General features: G+C 64.7%; 12 protein-coding genes. 6 read left to right on the plus strand and 6 right to left on the minus strand.

Annotated elements, in window-relative coordinates; all coding sequences use genetic code 11:
• Nucleotides 1-15: 15 nt before the first annotated feature.
• A complete protein-coding gene (locus RFN30_RS15310) occupies nucleotides 16-1419 on the minus strand; it encodes an MATE family efflux transporter (RefSeq protein WP_320262927.1) in 1404 nt (467 codons plus the stop codon).
• Nucleotides 1420-1662: 243 nt separating this feature from the next.
• Here RFN30_RS15310 and RFN30_RS15315 point away from each other — a divergent pair, with 243 nt between their 5' ends.
• The 6 genes from RFN30_RS15315 to RFN30_RS15340 all read left to right on the plus strand — a co-directional run bounded on the left by RFN30_RS15315 (nucleotide 1663) and on the right by RFN30_RS15340 (nucleotide 8033).
• The gene (locus RFN30_RS15315) at nucleotides 1663-2580 is read left to right on the plus strand and encodes an AraC family transcriptional regulator (protein ID WP_320262928.1); all 918 of its coding nucleotides are present in this window, start codon (nucleotides 1663-1665) and stop codon (nucleotides 2578-2580) included.
• A 239-nt stretch (nucleotides 2581-2819) separates the two neighbouring features.
• On the plus strand, nucleotides 2820-4094 hold the full coding sequence (locus tag RFN30_RS15320) for an ABC transporter substrate-binding protein (protein WP_320262929.1): 1275 nt from the start codon (nucleotides 2820-2822) through the stop codon (nucleotides 4092-4094).
• 110 nt (nucleotides 4095-4204) lie between these two features.
• Nucleotides 4205-5071, plus strand: coding sequence for a carbohydrate ABC transporter permease (locus RFN30_RS15325; protein ID WP_320262930.1), 867 nt, complete (start codon nucleotides 4205-4207; stop codon nucleotides 5069-5071).
• Nucleotides 5068-5880 carry a carbohydrate ABC transporter permease gene (locus tag RFN30_RS15330; RefSeq protein WP_320262931.1) on the plus strand — a complete coding sequence of 271 codons (813 nt, stop codon included), beginning with the start codon at nucleotides 5068-5070 and terminating at the stop codon, nucleotides 5878-5880. Before RFN30_RS15325 ends, RFN30_RS15330 begins: the two co-directional genes overlap by 4 nt.
• A gap of 14 nt (nucleotides 5881-5894) precedes the next feature.
• Nucleotides 5895-6941: an NAD(P)-dependent alcohol dehydrogenase gene (locus RFN30_RS15335; RefSeq protein ID WP_320262932.1), complete on the plus strand. Its 1047-nt coding sequence runs from the start codon at nucleotides 5895-5897 to the stop codon at nucleotides 6939-6941.
• 3 nt (nucleotides 6942-6944) lie between these two features.
• Nucleotides 6945-8033, plus strand: a complete 1089-nt coding sequence (locus RFN30_RS15340; protein ID WP_320262933.1) for an ABC transporter ATP-binding protein — start codon at nucleotides 6945-6947, stop codon at nucleotides 8031-8033.
• A 19-nt stretch (nucleotides 8034-8052) separates the two neighbouring features.
• Here RFN30_RS15340 and RFN30_RS15345 read toward each other — a convergent pair whose 3' ends face one another.
• The 5 genes from RFN30_RS15345 to RFN30_RS15365 all read right to left on the minus strand — a co-directional run bounded on the left by RFN30_RS15345 (nucleotide 8053) and on the right by RFN30_RS15365 (nucleotide 13745).
• Nucleotides 8053-9639: an FGGY-family carbohydrate kinase gene (locus RFN30_RS15345; RefSeq protein ID WP_320262934.1), complete on the minus strand. Its 1587-nt coding sequence runs from the start codon at nucleotides 9637-9639 to the stop codon at nucleotides 8053-8055.
• Nucleotides 9636-10319, minus strand: coding sequence for an HAD family hydrolase (locus RFN30_RS15350; protein WP_320262935.1), 684 nt, complete (start codon nucleotides 10317-10319; stop codon nucleotides 9636-9638). Before RFN30_RS15350 ends, RFN30_RS15345 begins: the two co-directional genes overlap by 4 nt.
• 20 nt (nucleotides 10320-10339) lie before the next feature.
• Nucleotides 10340-11818 carry a mannitol dehydrogenase family protein gene (locus tag RFN30_RS15355; protein ID WP_320262936.1) on the minus strand — a complete coding sequence of 493 codons (1479 nt, stop codon included), beginning with the start codon at nucleotides 11816-11818 and terminating at the stop codon, nucleotides 10340-10342.
• A gap of 155 nt (nucleotides 11819-11973) precedes the next feature.
• Complete coding sequence (locus RFN30_RS15360; RefSeq protein ID WP_320262937.1) at nucleotides 11974-12744, minus strand: L-iditol 2-dehydrogenase; 771 nt, start codon at nucleotides 12742-12744, stop codon at nucleotides 11974-11976.
• Complete coding sequence (locus RFN30_RS15365; RefSeq protein WP_320262938.1) at nucleotides 12741-13745, minus strand: ABC transporter ATP-binding protein; 1005 nt, start codon at nucleotides 13743-13745, stop codon at nucleotides 12741-12743. Before RFN30_RS15365 ends, RFN30_RS15360 begins: the two co-directional genes overlap by 4 nt.
• Between the last annotated feature and the right edge of the window lie 30 nt (nucleotides 13746-13775).

Raw genomic sequence — 13775 nt, forward strand, 5'->3', positions numbered from 1 at the left:
GACCAGCGGTCCTTCTCAGTGACTGAACGACAGCGCCGGCGCGATGCGGTCGCGCCTGAGCCACCGCGCCAGCAGCAGCACCGCCACCACGGCCAGCCCCGACGCCAGGCCGATCCAGATGCCGACGCCGTGGAGGCTGAAATGGAAAGCGAGCAGCACGCCGAGCGGCAGGCCGATACCCCAATAGCCGATCGCGGCATAGATCATCGGCAGCTTGGTGTCGTGCAGGCCGCGCAACATGCCGGCGGCCACCGCCTGCGCGCCGTCGAAGATCTGGAACAGCGCCGCAAACACCAGGAACGACACGGCGAGCGTGATCACCCTGGCATTGGCCGGATCGGCGAGATCGATGAAGGCGCTTATCAGAAGATGCGGCCAGAGGATCATCACCAGCCCCATCAGCGCCATGAAGGAAACGCCGATGACAAAGGCCGTCCAGCCGGCGCGCGACACGCCTTCCGGATTGCCGGCGCCATGGGCCAGGCCGACGCGCACGGTGACCGCCTGGTTGAGCCCGAGCGGCACCATGAAGGAAATCGAGGCGATCTGGATGGCGATGGCGTGGGCGGCCAGCGAATCCGCGTCGATCAGGCCCATCAGCAGCGCGGCCGCATTGAAGATCGTCACCTCGAAGGCGAGGATGCCGGCGATAGGCAAACCGAGCCTCAGCAGGCCGCCAAAGCGCGGCCAGTCGGAGCGCCAGAAGCGCCCGAACAGGCGGTAGCGGCGGAACTTCTTCTCCAGCACCACCACGGCCGCCAAGCCGGCAAACATCAGCGTGCTGGACAGCGAGGTGGCAAGGCCCGAGCCGGCAATGCCCATCGAGCGGACGCCGAGATTGCCGAACATGAAGACCCAGTTGAAGAAGGCGTTGCAGGCAACGGCCACGAAGACGATGATCAGCGCCCAGCCCGGCCGCTCCAGCGCCGAGATGAAGGAGCGCAGCACGATATAGCCGTAGAAGGGCAGCACCGCCCATTGCAGCCAGTGCAGGTAGATGCCCGCCTGATGAGCGAGTTCCGGCTTCTGACCCATGGCCAACAGCACCTCTTCGCCGTGCCAGAGGAAGAGCCAGATCGGGATCGATACAAGGACCGCCAGCCACAGGCCCTGGCGCACGGTGCGGCGCAGGTCGCGCACCGAATGGCGGCGGCGGCCGAGCTCGGTCGCCATCATCGGCGAGGTCGCCAGCATCAGGCCGAGCCCGAAGATCAGCGGCATGAAATAGAGGTTGGAGCCGAGTGCGCCGGCGGCGAGCGTGTCGGGTCCCAGCCGGCCCATCATCATCACGTCGGTCGCGGTCATGGCGGTCTGGCCGAGATTGGTGAGCACCATCGGCCAGGCGAGCGCCAGCGTCGCCCTGATTTCCTGACGCCAAAGATTTTCCGGCGCGCGAGCGCCGGCTTCGATCGCAGACATTTTCCGCTCTTTCAGATCGCGGCGCGTCGGGACGAAGCCCGGAAGCCGCACTTAAACGGCGCAAGATGGCGCCGTTTGCGCCGTCTATTGAACGAAATGCGACATATTGGCAAGGGAGGAGGAGCGGCCAGTCATTGATCCAGAAGGAACCTCGAACTCTTCGATGCCTCTTTCATATGCCGGCCGTGGGCTGCTACGGATGCCAAGCATGTGCAGCCGGCGGACCATGCCGGGAGGAAATGAATGCCGTTCAGGCGCAGAAAGAACACGGCCGCGATCCCGCGAACGGTGCCCGCCTTCGAGCACATCGTGACGGAAGCGAGCGACAGTTTTCTCTGGCGGCTGGACGACTATCCGTGGGAGCGCAATGTCTGGAACTTCCATCCCGAGTACGAAATCCATCTCTTACGCAAATCCTCCGGCGTGGTGCTGGTCGGCGACCACATCGGCGAGTTCGGGCCGGGCTATCTGACCATCGTCGGCGGCGGCCTGCCGCATGACTGGGTGACGGCCGTGCAGCCTGGGGAGCTGATCGAGGGCCGGGACATCGTGCTGCAATTCGACCCCGAGCGACTGCGCGGATCGGCGGGGCTGCTGCCGGAGCTGCGCGAGCTGGAGCCGTTTCTGGAGCGGTCGCTGCGCGGCATGGTCTTCCACGGCCAGACGGCGCTCGATGGCGCCGAGCTGATGGAAAGAATGGGAGAGGTGCATGGGCTGGCCAGGTTCCGCCTGTTCCTCGAATTGCTGGATCTTTTGGCTGCTACCGACCAGTACGAGTTGCTGTCGTCGCCCGACTTCTCGCCACTTCTCGACGCTGAATCGCTGGACATCATCCAGCGTTCATTGACCTATCTGTTCCAGCATTTCGCCGAGGACCTAAAGCTGCCGGACGTGGCAGCACTTGCCGGCATGAACGAAAGCACGTTCTCGCGCTTCTTCCAGAAGAACACCGGCAACTCCTTCAGCGATCATGTCGCCAAGCTGAGACTCTGGCAGGCCTGCAAGCTGCTCGCCGACACCGATATCCCGATTACCGACATCTGCTTCCAGGTCGGCTACATGAACATCTCCAACTTCAACCGGGCCTTCCTGCGCAAGCACAAGATGACGCCGTCCTCCTACCGCAAGCTGTCGCGGCAGAGGTTGACGCTGCGAGCCTGACGGGGTCCAGAGCCGTCCCCTTCCAATGAGTGATACTCGTGTGACGAGCAGACTTTGCTCTTGCCATTTTTTGCATCGCACAATGCATAAAAGTACAGGTCGGCTGCAACGGGGCTTCTAGTCTCGCCCCTTCCAACTGCTCATTTTGGCGACGGGTGGAAGGTCACCCGGGCGACGGTGAGGTCGCTTAGCCCGAGGGACCTCCGCTTTCCGCGAGTGTTCCTGGAGGAGAAAAATCAATGAAATCAAATCGGCTCGCTGCCAGCCTCGGCGCAGCGTTCGTGCTTACCGCTTCCGTATCAACCGCAGCGCTTGCGCAGGCGCCGGTCTGCTCCGCGCCCATCAAGGTGCTGGCGCAGCCGCGCGACGGGCTGACGCTTCTGGAGGACTCCAAGGACGAGTTCAAGAAGCTCTCCGGCGCTTCCTTCCAGATCGACTACCTCAACGAGAACGACCGCCGCGCGAAGTCGCGCGCAGACGCCTCCACGGTCGGCAACTACAACGTCTACTATGTCGACGAGGCCAATGTGGCGCTGTTCGCCTCGTCCGGCTGGATCGCGCCGCTGACCGACTATTATCCGGCTGAATACGACTTCGCCGATTTCGATCCGGGCCGCCAGAAGGTGGCGACCTATGACGGCAAGGTCTGGTTCGCGCCGCTCACCGGCGGCGGCGACCTGATGGTCTACCGCAAGGACCTGCTGGAGGCCGCCGGCATCCAGCCGCCGAAGACGCTCGATGACCTCATCGCCGACGTGGCGAAGCTGAACGATCCCGACAAGGGCATGTACGGCATTGCGCTGCGCGGCGCGCGCGGCTCGGGCGCCAATGTCTGGCGCTGGATGCCGTTCTTCAAAGCCTATGGCGGCAAGTGGTTCGACGGCGACAAGCCGGCTTTCAATTCGGACGCGGCCGTGAAGGCGACGGAGACCTACCTCAAGCTGTTCAAGGACTCGGCCCCCGGCACGCAGACCGGCAGCTGGGACGAATCGACCGGCGCCTTCCTCTCCGGCCAGGTCGCCATCCTGGTCGAATCGACGCCGCTGTCGGGCATGGCGGTCGATCCCAAGACCTCACAGGTGGTCGGCAAGGTCGGCTTCCTGCCGCCGCCCTCGCCGCTGCCTGGCGGCGGCTACGGCCATGGACTCGCCATCGGCACCAAGGCCAATGCGGACGAGGCCTCGAAGAAGTGCGCCGGCCTGTTCATCGCCTGGGCGACGTCGAAGGAGAACGAGAAGCGCCGGCTCGACGCGCATCAGTTCGGCGAGCTCAACCGCACCAGCATCCTCTCCAGCAAGGAGTTCGCCGACATCTACGGCACCGATCTCGGCCAGGCGCTGGCCGATACCGGCAAGGTCACGGCGGTGAACTTCTGGCAGGATCCGCGCTGGCCCGACCTCGGCGACCGCTGGGGCATCATCCTGGAAGAGCTGGTCACCGGCACCCGCACCGACATCAAGGGCGGCCTCAACGAGCTCGAAGCCTATGCCGACGAGCTGGTGAAGAAGAAGTAATCCTCCCGCCCGTGGCGCGCGGTCGCCGGCATTCGCCGGAATGCCGGGACCCGTGCGCCGCGGGTTCATCCCGCGATCCAAGGCACCCGCGACAAACCCGAGGATAGGCCATGCGCCGACGTTCTTCCCTGCCGGTCACATTTCTCGCTCCCACCCTCGCCATCCTTTTGGTGTTGTCGATGGTGCCGACGCTCTACGCCATCGTGATCGCCCTGCAGAACCGCGAGCTCAGCGCGCCGGCCTATTCCTGGGTCTGGTTCTCGAACTTCGCCGACCTCTTCCTCGACCGCCGCTTCCTCAACGCCGTCTGGGTTTCGGTGAAATGGGAGATCGTCACCGTGGTGGCGACGATGGCGCTGGCGATCGGGCTCGGCGTGCTGATGTTCGAGGTCGCCGCGCCGCGCCTGCGCAATGTCTATTGCCTGCTGTTCATCATCCCGGTGCTGTTGCCGCGCGTCTCGGCGGCTTTCGTGTGGAAGTTCGCCTATCACCCGCTCTATGGCATCGCCACCTATCCTTACAGGCTGATCACCGGCGGGCTGATCTTCGACCCGCTGTCCAAGGCCTCGACGGCGCTGTTCGCCGTCGCATCGGTCGACGTCTGGCAATGGGGGCTGTTCTTCGCCGTCATCGTGCTGAAGCTGCTCGAGACCTTGCCGCCGCAGCCGATCGAAGCGGCGCGGCTCGATCATGCCAAGCGCTGGCAGATCCATGCCTATGTGACCTTGCCGATGCTCAAGGCGCCGCTGATCAGCCTGATGTTCGTCAAGATGATCGAGTCGCTGCGCTCCTTCGATCTCATCTATGTGATGACGCGCGGCGGCCCGGGCGTCGCGACCGAGACGCTTGACATGTATGCCTTCTCGCAAGGCTTCATCGAATCCGGCAAGGTCTCCTACGCCTCGGCTATGGCGGTGCTGATGATGATCGCGACCGTCATCACCTTCACGCTGCTGTGGAAGCGGGTGCAGGCATGAGACCCGGCCGCCTGATCGGCAAGGCCGTCCTGGCGCTGGCCGGATTCCTGGCCGTGTTCCCGCTGTTGTGGACGGCGCTCAATGCGCTGAAGAACAATGTCGACATCATCACGCGGGTGCCGCGGCTGGCGTTCACGCCGACCCTTGCCAACATCTCCTACATCCTCGGTCGCGACAGCGTGCTGACCGGGCTTTACAACTCGGTCGTCGCCTGCGGCTCCGCCGTGCTGATCGGCGTCGCGCTCGGCCTGCCGGCGGCTTACGCGGTGGCGCGCTATCCGAACCGCTTCGCCGGCGACATTCAGTTCTTCGTGCTCTCGCTGCGCTTCCTGCCGCCGGTGGCGGTGGCCATCCCGCTGATGGTGATCTGGCTTCAGGTCGGTCTTTACGACACTTTGCCGGCGCTCATCGTCACCTATTCGCTGCTCACTATCTCGGTGATCATGTGGCTGGCGATCCCTGCCTTCCAGGGCGTGCCAAAGGAGATCGAGGAAGCCGCCTTCGTCGACGGCTATGGCGCCTACTCGGTGTTCTGGCGGATCGCGCTCCCCGTCGCGGCGCGCTCGCTCGCCGGCGCCATCGCCTTCAGCTTCGTGCTGGTCTGGAACGAGTTCCTGATTGCGCTGATGCTGTCGAGCTCCAACGCCAAGACGCTGCCGATCGTCGCCTCGGAGCTGTCGCAGCAAGGCATGAACGTGCCGTGGGGCATCCTCAACGCCTCGGTGGTGCTTCTGTCGCTGCCGCCGCTGCTGTTCCTCGGCGTGCTGAGCGGCTTCCTGAATTCCGTTTTCCGGCAAAAGAAAAGTTGATGCGAGGACACCCGATGCGGGCACTGGTACTTGAGAAAAAAGGCGAACTGTCGCTGCGCGAGATCGCGCTGCCGCTCGAGGTCGGACCCGACGACGTCAAGATCGCCATCCATACCGTCGGCGTCTGTGGCAGCGACGTGCACTACTACACGCACGGCGCCATCGGCAGCTATATCGTGCGCCAGCCGATGGTGCTCGGCCATGAGGCGTCGGGAACGATCGTCGAGGTTGGCGCCAATGTCACGTCACTGAAGATCGGCGACCGTGTCTGCATGGAGCCGGGCGTGCCGAACCTTTCGTCGCGCGCGACGAAGCTCGGTATCTACAATGTCGATCCGGACGTCCGCTTCTGGGCCACGCCGCCGGTGCATGGCGTGCTTGCACCCTATGCGGTGCATCCGGCGGGCTTCACCTACAAGCTACCGGACAATGTCTCCTTCGCCGAGGGCGCGATGGTCGAGCCCTTCGCCATCGGCATGCAGGCGGCGGCGCGCGCCCGGATCGTGCCCGGCGACGTCGCAGTCGTCGTCGGCTGTGGCCCGATCGGCATCATGATCGCGCTCGCGGCTTTGGCGGGGGGCTGCTCCAAAGTGCTGATTTCTGATTTTTCCGCGCCCAAATTGAAGATCGCCGCCCAGTATCCGGGCATCGTGCCGGTCAATATCGGCGAGGAATCGCTGGCTGATGCCGTTGCGACGGCGACCGACAATTGGGGGGCCGACATCGTGTTCGAGGCGAGCGGCAGCCCGAAGGCCTTCGCCGATCTGTTCGATGTCGTGCGGCCGGGCGGCGCGGTGGTGCTGGTCGGACTGCCGGTCGAGCCGGTCGGCCTCAATGTGCCGGCGGCGATCTCCAAGGAAGTGCGCATCGAGACGGTGTTCCGCTACGCCAACATCTTCGACCGCGCCCTGCAGCTGATCGCCTCCGGCAAGGTCGACCTCAAGCCGCTGATCACCGGCACCTATGATTTCTCCGAAAGCATCAAGGCGTTCGAGCGAGCGGCCCAAGGCAGCCCGCAGGACGTCAAGCTGCAAATCCTGATCACCGGCGAGAAGGGGTGACCCATGTCCGCGATCGTTTGCTCCCATGTCGACAAGGCCTATGGCGCCACGACCGTCATCCGCGACCTCAACCTGTCGATCGAAGAGCATGAGTTCGTCGTCTTCCTCGGCCCGTCCGGCTGCGGCAAGTCTACTCTGCTCAGGATGCTGGCCGGGCTGGAAGACATCAGCGGCGGCGAGGTGTCGATCGGCGGCAAGGTGGTGAATGATCTCGAGCCCGGCGACCGTGGCATCGCCATGGTGTTCCAGAACTATGCGCTCTATCCGCATATGACGATCTTCGACAACATCGCCTTTGGACTGAGACGGCAGAAGGTGCCGGCGGCCGAGATCAGGAAGCGGGTCGAGGCGGTTTCGAAGACGCTTGGGCTGGAGCCCTATCTCGGCCGCAAGCCGACCGAACTCTCCGGCGGCCAGCAGCAGCGCGTGGCGATCGCGCGCGCCATGATCAAGACGCCGAAAGTGTTCCTGTTCGACGAGCCGCTGTCCAATCTCGACGCCAAGCTGCGCAATCATATGCGCGTCGAGATCGCCAGGCTGCACCAGTCGCTGAAGACCACGACCGTCTATGTCACGCATGACCAGCTCGAAGCGATGACGCTCGCCGACCGGATCGTGCTCCTGAAAGATGGCGTGATCGAGCAGACCGGCTCGCCGGCGGAAATCTATCGCCGGCCCGGTAACATGTTCGTGGCTGGATTCATTGGAACGCCGAATATGAATTTCATCGAGGTGACGGTCGGCCGGGCAGGCAACGGCTGGACGCTGACCGGCGCGGGAACGGTTCTTTCGATCGCGGGGCAAGCATACCATCTGCAGAACGGCGATCGCGCCGTGCTTGGCATCCGACCTCCGGACCTGAAGACGGCGGGCGCCGATCGTGGTTGCAACCTGCTGCAAGGCACCGCCGATCTCATCGAATTCCACGGCAATGACGCGCTGGTGACGTTCGGCTCCGGCGGCAAGGAGATCAGCGCGCTGGTGCCGGCTCGCGAATGTCCGGACCTGCGCGCGCCTGTGCGCTACAGCTTCGACGAGGACAGCATCCATCTGTTCGACGCGACGACGGGCGTGTCGCTGCGCAAGCAATAGGCCGAAGCAGGCCTCCGCTTTACCCTATCGCGTCGAGCGCGCGCCTCTGCCGGTGCATCTCGAGGAAAATCCGGTAGTCGCGGTCGAAGCGGGCGCCGGCAGCCGGGTTGGAGGGGCGCGTCCTGCCGCCCTGCTGCATGGCGACACAGGCGGCGTTGAGGTCGGGGTAAAGCCCGGCGGCCGTCGCGGCCACCATGCCGGTGCCGAGCAGCACCGCCTCATCGGCCAGCGGCTCGATGACGGTGCAGCCGGTGGCGTCGGCATAGAGCTCCATCAAAAGCGGGTTCTTGGTGTGGCCGCCGGTGACGTGCAGCGTGTCGATCAGGTAGCCGTTCTCGTTCAGCGCTTCCAGCACATGGCGCACGCCAAGCGCGATACCGACGGCGGTGCGCCAGTAGAGCTTGCACAGGCTGTCGAAGGAGGAATCGAGCGTCAGCCCGCTGACCACGCCGACCGCATGCGGGTCGGCGAGCGGCGAGCGGTTGCCGTGGAAATCCGGCAGCACATGCAGCCTTGATGCCAGCGCATCGCCCTCCGCGGCGCGCAGCTCGGCGACGCGCCTGGCGATCTTCGCATGCATCGCGGCATCCGGCTCGCCGCCGGCGCCATGCCAGCGGATGATGTGGTCGAGCAGCGCGCCGGTGGCCGACTGGCCACCTTCCGACAGCCAGAGTTTTGGCAAGGCAGCACCATAGTAAGGGCCCCAGACGCCGGCGAAAGGCTGCGGATCCTGCGACATCGCCATGACGCAGGACGAGGTGCCGGCTATCAGCGCCAGATGCCGGCTGATATCTTTCTCGTCGCCGGCAAAGCCGCCGAGCACGCCAAGCGCGCCGGCATAGGCGTCGATGACACCCGCGCCGACGCGGCATTTTTCGGTGAGGCCCAGATCGGCGGCCGCTTGCGCCGTCAGCGGGCCGATATCGGCGCCGACCGGGCTCGCCTTCTCCGGAAGGTTGCCGTGCTCGAAAAGGTCGCCAAGCCCGACGAGATCGAAGAAGTCGCGGCGCCAGCTCGTCTCCTCATGCGCGAGATAGGTCCATTTGGCCGTCAGGGTGCATTGTGAGCGGGCGAGCGAGCCGGTCGCCTTCCAGGTCAGGAAATCGGCGAGATCGAACAGATAGCCGGCTTCGTTCCATGTCCCCGGCAGGTAACGCTTCAGCCACATCAGCTTCGGCGTTTCCATTTCCGGCGACATCACGCCGCCGATATAGTCGAGCACGGCATGGCCGCTTTGCGTGCATTCGTCGGCTTCGGCGATGGCACGGTGATCGAGCCAGACGATGGTGTCCCAGCGCCGCTCACCGGTGACGGAGACGCTTAGCTGGCCACCCTGCCTGTTGCGCACCACAAGCGAGCAGGTGGCGTCGAAGGAAATGCCGACGATATCCGCTGCGGCGACGTTCGCCTTCTCGCGCGCGGCGCGCACGGCGGCGCACACGGCCGACCAGATATTTTCCGAGTCATGCTCGGCATGATCGGGCCGGGGCTGGTGCATGGCGATCAGCCGCTCGGCGCGGCCGCGCAGATTGCCATGCGCGTCGAGGATGCCCGCGCGAGCGCTCCCGGTGCCGACATCGACCGCGCAAACGAAACTCGTCGTCAAGATGCTTTTACTCTCGCTCCCAGGCCTGCAATCAGATCGGGCAATTGCAGCATGTCAGCGAATATAAAGTCCGGTTCGGTCGACGCAAGCCGCGCCTTCAAAGCAGGGTTGTCGGCATGCGATCCGCCGGTGAAGGCAAAGACGCGCATGCCCGCCGCCCGCGCCGCAGCGACGCCGGCCGGGCTGTCCTCGATGACCAGGCATTTGCGCGGTTTGGCGCGCATGGTGGCAGCCGCATGGAGGAACAGATCCGGCGCCGGCTTGCCGCGCTTGACCATGGCGGCGCTGAAGAGATGCGGCTCCAGCAGGCCCAGCAGGCCGGTGACGTCAAGGGCGTAGCGGATGCGCTCCAACGTGCCAGAAGAGGCGACGCAACAGGGCAGGCCTAGCCTCGGCAAGATCTCCTTGATGCCGGGGATCGGCTTCAGCTCCTCGCGGAACTTGCGCATCAGGTCGACACGCATGGCGGTGAGGTGCTGGTCGCTGATCTCAAGCCCGAAATCGCGGCCGAGGATCTCGCGCACGCTTTTCATGCTCTTGCCGAGGAAGTGCTCGTAGGCGGCATCCTCGCTGACCGTGCCGCCGGCGAGCTCGATCATGCCGAGCAGCGCCGAGACCGAAAGCGCCTCGCTGTCGACCAGCACGCCGTCACAGTCGAAAATGACCAGTTCGGGCGTCATTCAACCGGCTTCCAGTGCCTTCAGAGCTTGCCGGCGAGATAGCGCGTCAAGGTTTCGCGCGCGCCGTTCGCCCACAGCACGTCGAGCGCATGGGCAAAGGCTTGCATGAAGATGGGCGAGCGGCCGACATCGCCATAGATGTCGTCCATGGCAAGCCAGGCGCCGGGCGCGTCCTTCGCTGCCTTCGCAGTCGCCTGCATCCGGTCCCAGTTCGGGTCGTTCGGCTCGATGACGGCGCCGCTGTCTGTGGTGCCGAAGCAGTAGCGGCACCAGAGCGCGGACTCCAGCGCAAGACCCGCCACGCCCTCGCCCGCTTTCAGCCGATCCGCAATGGTCGGGATGATGAATTTCGGCTGCCGGTTGGAGCCGTCGAGACAAAGCCTGCGGATGGTGTCGCCGATCTTAGGATTGGAGAAGCGGCGCTCGATCAGCTGGTAGTAATCCTCCAGCACCGTGTCCGGCACCGGCGGCACGGTGGGGATGATCTCGTCGCGCTCCAGCTTGGCGAGGAAACCGCGCACCAGCGGCTCCTGCATCGCCTCGTGGACGAAATGGATGTCCATCAGCCCGGCCGGATAGGCGATTGTCGCATGGCCGCCGTTGAGGATGCGTATCTTCATCAGCTCGTAAGGCGAGACGTCCTTGACGAACTGCACGCCGGCCTTTTCCAGCGGCGGCCTGCCGGCGGTGAAATGGTCTTCCAGCACCCATTGCTTGAACGGCTCGCAAAAGACCGGCCAATTGTCCTCCAGCCCGAAATCGTTAGCCAGGATGCCGCGTTCGCGGTCGGTGGTGGCCGGCGTGATGCGGTCGACCATGCCGTTCGGGAACGCGACGTTATCCCTCACCCAGTTCGCCAGGTCTTCGTCGATGAGACGGGCAAGACCGATGACGCCGTCGGAGGTGACGTGGCCGTTGTGAGGGATGTTGTCGCAGGACATGACGGTGAACGGCACGATGCCGTCGGAACGGCGGCGCACCAGTCCGGCAAGGATGATGCCGAAGACGGTCGTCGGCGTCGCACCCGGCTGAGCATCGGCGACGATATCGGGATGGGCCGGGTTGAACTTGCCCGAGGCCGGGTCGATGAAATAGCCGCCTTCGGTGATGGTCAGCGAGACGATCTTGATCGCCGGGTCGGCGAGCTGCTCGACGGTCGCGGCGGCATCGCCGGGCATCAGGAAATCGATCATGGCGCCGGTGACGCGGGCGCTCATATGGCCCTGGTCTTGCTCGACCACGGTGGTCAGCCAGTCCTGTTCTTCGAGCCTGGCGCGGCCGGCCTTCTCGCCCTCGAACACGCCGGCGCCGATCAGCGCCCAGTCGTGGCCCAACCCCGAATTGAAGAGGTCGTCGAGGTAGACGGCCTGGTGCGAGCGGTGGAAGTTGCCGACGCCGAAATGCACGATGCCGGCCTTCAGCGCGGCGCGATCGTATTTCGGACCGGAAACCTTCGAAGGAAGCTTTGCGAGGTTCGAGGAACAGAGTTTCACGGTCATCTTGCTTACCCTTCGGCCGATATGCAGCCCAACAATCCACCCCCATTCACCCGCCTGGGGCGAGCGGTGAGGGGCGGCATCCGGTTTGCCGGTAGGCTACCCCTCACCTGCCCCGCGACGCGTCCTCCCGGAGGAAGGGAGACGCGCCTTCCCCCTCAACTCATCCATTGACCGCCGTCGACATTGTAGGTCTGGGCGACAATGTATTCGGCCTCGTCGCTGGCGAGGAAAACCGCCATGCCGGTCAGATCTTCCGCCCTGCCCATGCGGCCATAGGGAACGCTTTCGCCGACCAGCTTCTTCTTCTCGCCCTTCGGCCGGTTCTCGTATTTTGCGAACAGCGAATCGACATGGTCCCAATGCTCGCCGTCGACGACGCCAGGCGCGATGGCGTTGACGTTGATGCGGTGCTTGATCAGGTCGAGCCCGGCCGACTGGGTGAGCGAGATGACGGCGGCCTTGGTGGCGCAATAGACCGCGACCAGCGCCTCGCCGCGCCGTCCGGCCTGGCTCGCCATGTTGATGATCCTGCCGCCCCGACCGCGCGCGATCATCGAGCGAGCCGCCGCCTGCAGCATGAACAGCGTGCCGGCGACGTTGACCGAGAACAGCTTGTCGTAGCTCGCCCGGCTGATCTCGACGATCGGCGCCAGGTCGAAGAGCGCGGCATTGTTGATCAGGATGTCGAGGCCTCCGGCCTTTGCCTCAACCGATTTCACCGCGACCTCGATCGAGGCCTGGTCGGTGACGTCGAGCCGGACGGCGTAAGCGGCCGAGCCGATATCCTTCGCCGTGGCTTCCGCCGCTTCGAGGTTGATGTCGGCGATCGCCACGGTCGCGCCCTCGCGCACATAGGCCTCGGCGAAGGCCCTGCCGATGCCGCGGGCCGATCCGGTGATCAGCGCCGATTTGCCCTTCAGCCTCACTGTGCCAGCGCCTTGCCGTCGGCGCCGAAACGATGGAGCTTGGACTTGTCGGGCGTCAGATAGACCGTGTCGCCATGCTTGACGGCGACCTCGCCGTCGGCGCGCACATTGATCGTGCCGATGCCGTCCGTCTGGACATGCAGGAAGGTGTCGGAGCCGAGATGCTCGGCAACGCCCACCGTCGCCCTCCAGTCGCCGGCCGTGGTCGAGATGTTGATGTGCTCGGGCCGGATGCCGATGGTCTTGGCGCCATATTTGGCGGCCGGCGCGCCTTCGATGAGGTTCATCTTGGGCGAGCCGATGAAGCCGGCGACGAAAAGGTTGCGCGGTGTGCGGTAGAGCTCCATCGGCGAGCCGACCTGCTCGATGTTGCCGGCGTTGAGCACGACGATCTTGTCGGCCATGGTCATGGCCTCGACCTGGTCGTGGGTGACATAGATCATCGTCGTCTGCAGCTGATGGTGCAGCTCGCTGATCTCCAGCCGCATGGTGCCGCGGAGCGCTGCGTCGAGGTTCGACAACGGCTCGTCGAACAGGAAGGCCGAAGGCTGGCGCACGATGGCGCGACCGATGGCGACACGCTGGCGCTGACCGCCAGAGAGCTGGCCGGGTCGGCGCTCGAGATAGTTGGTGAGGTTCAAGACACGCGCGGCGTCCTTGACCTTCTTGTCGATGGTCGCCCTGTCCTCGCCCGCCATCTTCAGCGGGAAGGCGATGTTCTTGGCGACCGTCATATGCGGGTAGAGCGCGTAGGACTGGAAGACCATGGCAAGCTTGCGCTTGGCCGGCGCCTCCCCGGTGACGTCGCGGCCGTCGATGCTGATGGTGCCGCCGCTGGTGTCCTCCAGACCGGCGATCAGCCTGAGCAGCGTGGACTTGCCGCAACCCGACGGGCCGACGAACACGACGAACTCGCCGTCCTCGATATTGAGGTCGATGTTCGGAATGATCGTCGTCGCCCCGAAGGACTTGGAGACGTTCTTGAGCGTGATGTTTCCCATGGTTTCCTCCCGAATTTCGTCCGCCGCTTG

Origin of the sequence: Mesorhizobium dulcispinae (genome assembly GCF_033977345.1) — a bacterium.
Classification (GTDB): Bacteria; Pseudomonadota; Alphaproteobacteria; order Rhizobiales; family Rhizobiaceae; genus Mesorhizobium; species Mesorhizobium dulcispinae.

Coding starts and splice junctions, on each gene's coding strand:
- RFN30_RS15310 (WP_320262927.1), bottom strand. CDS start 1,419: ATGTCTGCGATCGAAGCCGGCGCTCGCGCGCCGGAAAATCTTTGGCGT.
- RFN30_RS15315 (WP_320262928.1), top strand. CDS start 1,663: ATGCCGTTCAGGCGCAGAAAGAACACGGCCGCGATCCCGCGAACGGTG.
- RFN30_RS15320 (WP_320262929.1), top strand. CDS start 2,820: ATGAAATCAAATCGGCTCGCTGCCAGCCTCGGCGCAGCGTTCGTGCTT.
- RFN30_RS15325 (WP_320262930.1), top strand. CDS start 4,205: ATGCGCCGACGTTCTTCCCTGCCGGTCACATTTCTCGCTCCCACCCTC.
- RFN30_RS15330 (WP_320262931.1), top strand. CDS start 5,068: ATGAGACCCGGCCGCCTGATCGGCAAGGCCGTCCTGGCGCTGGCCGGA.
- RFN30_RS15335 (WP_320262932.1), top strand. CDS start 5,895: ATGCGGGCACTGGTACTTGAGAAAAAAGGCGAACTGTCGCTGCGCGAG.
- RFN30_RS15340 (WP_320262933.1), top strand. CDS start 6,945: ATGTCCGCGATCGTTTGCTCCCATGTCGACAAGGCCTATGGCGCCACG.
- RFN30_RS15350 (WP_320262935.1), bottom strand. CDS start 10,319: ATGACGCCCGAACTGGTCATTTTCGACTGTGACGGCGTGCTGGTCGAC.
- RFN30_RS15355 (WP_320262936.1), bottom strand. CDS start 11,818: ATGACCGTGAAACTCTGTTCCTCGAACCTCGCAAAGCTTCCTTCGAAG.
- RFN30_RS15365 (WP_320262938.1), bottom strand. CDS start 13,745: ATGGGAAACATCACGCTCAAGAACGTCTCCAAGTCCTTCGGGGCGACG.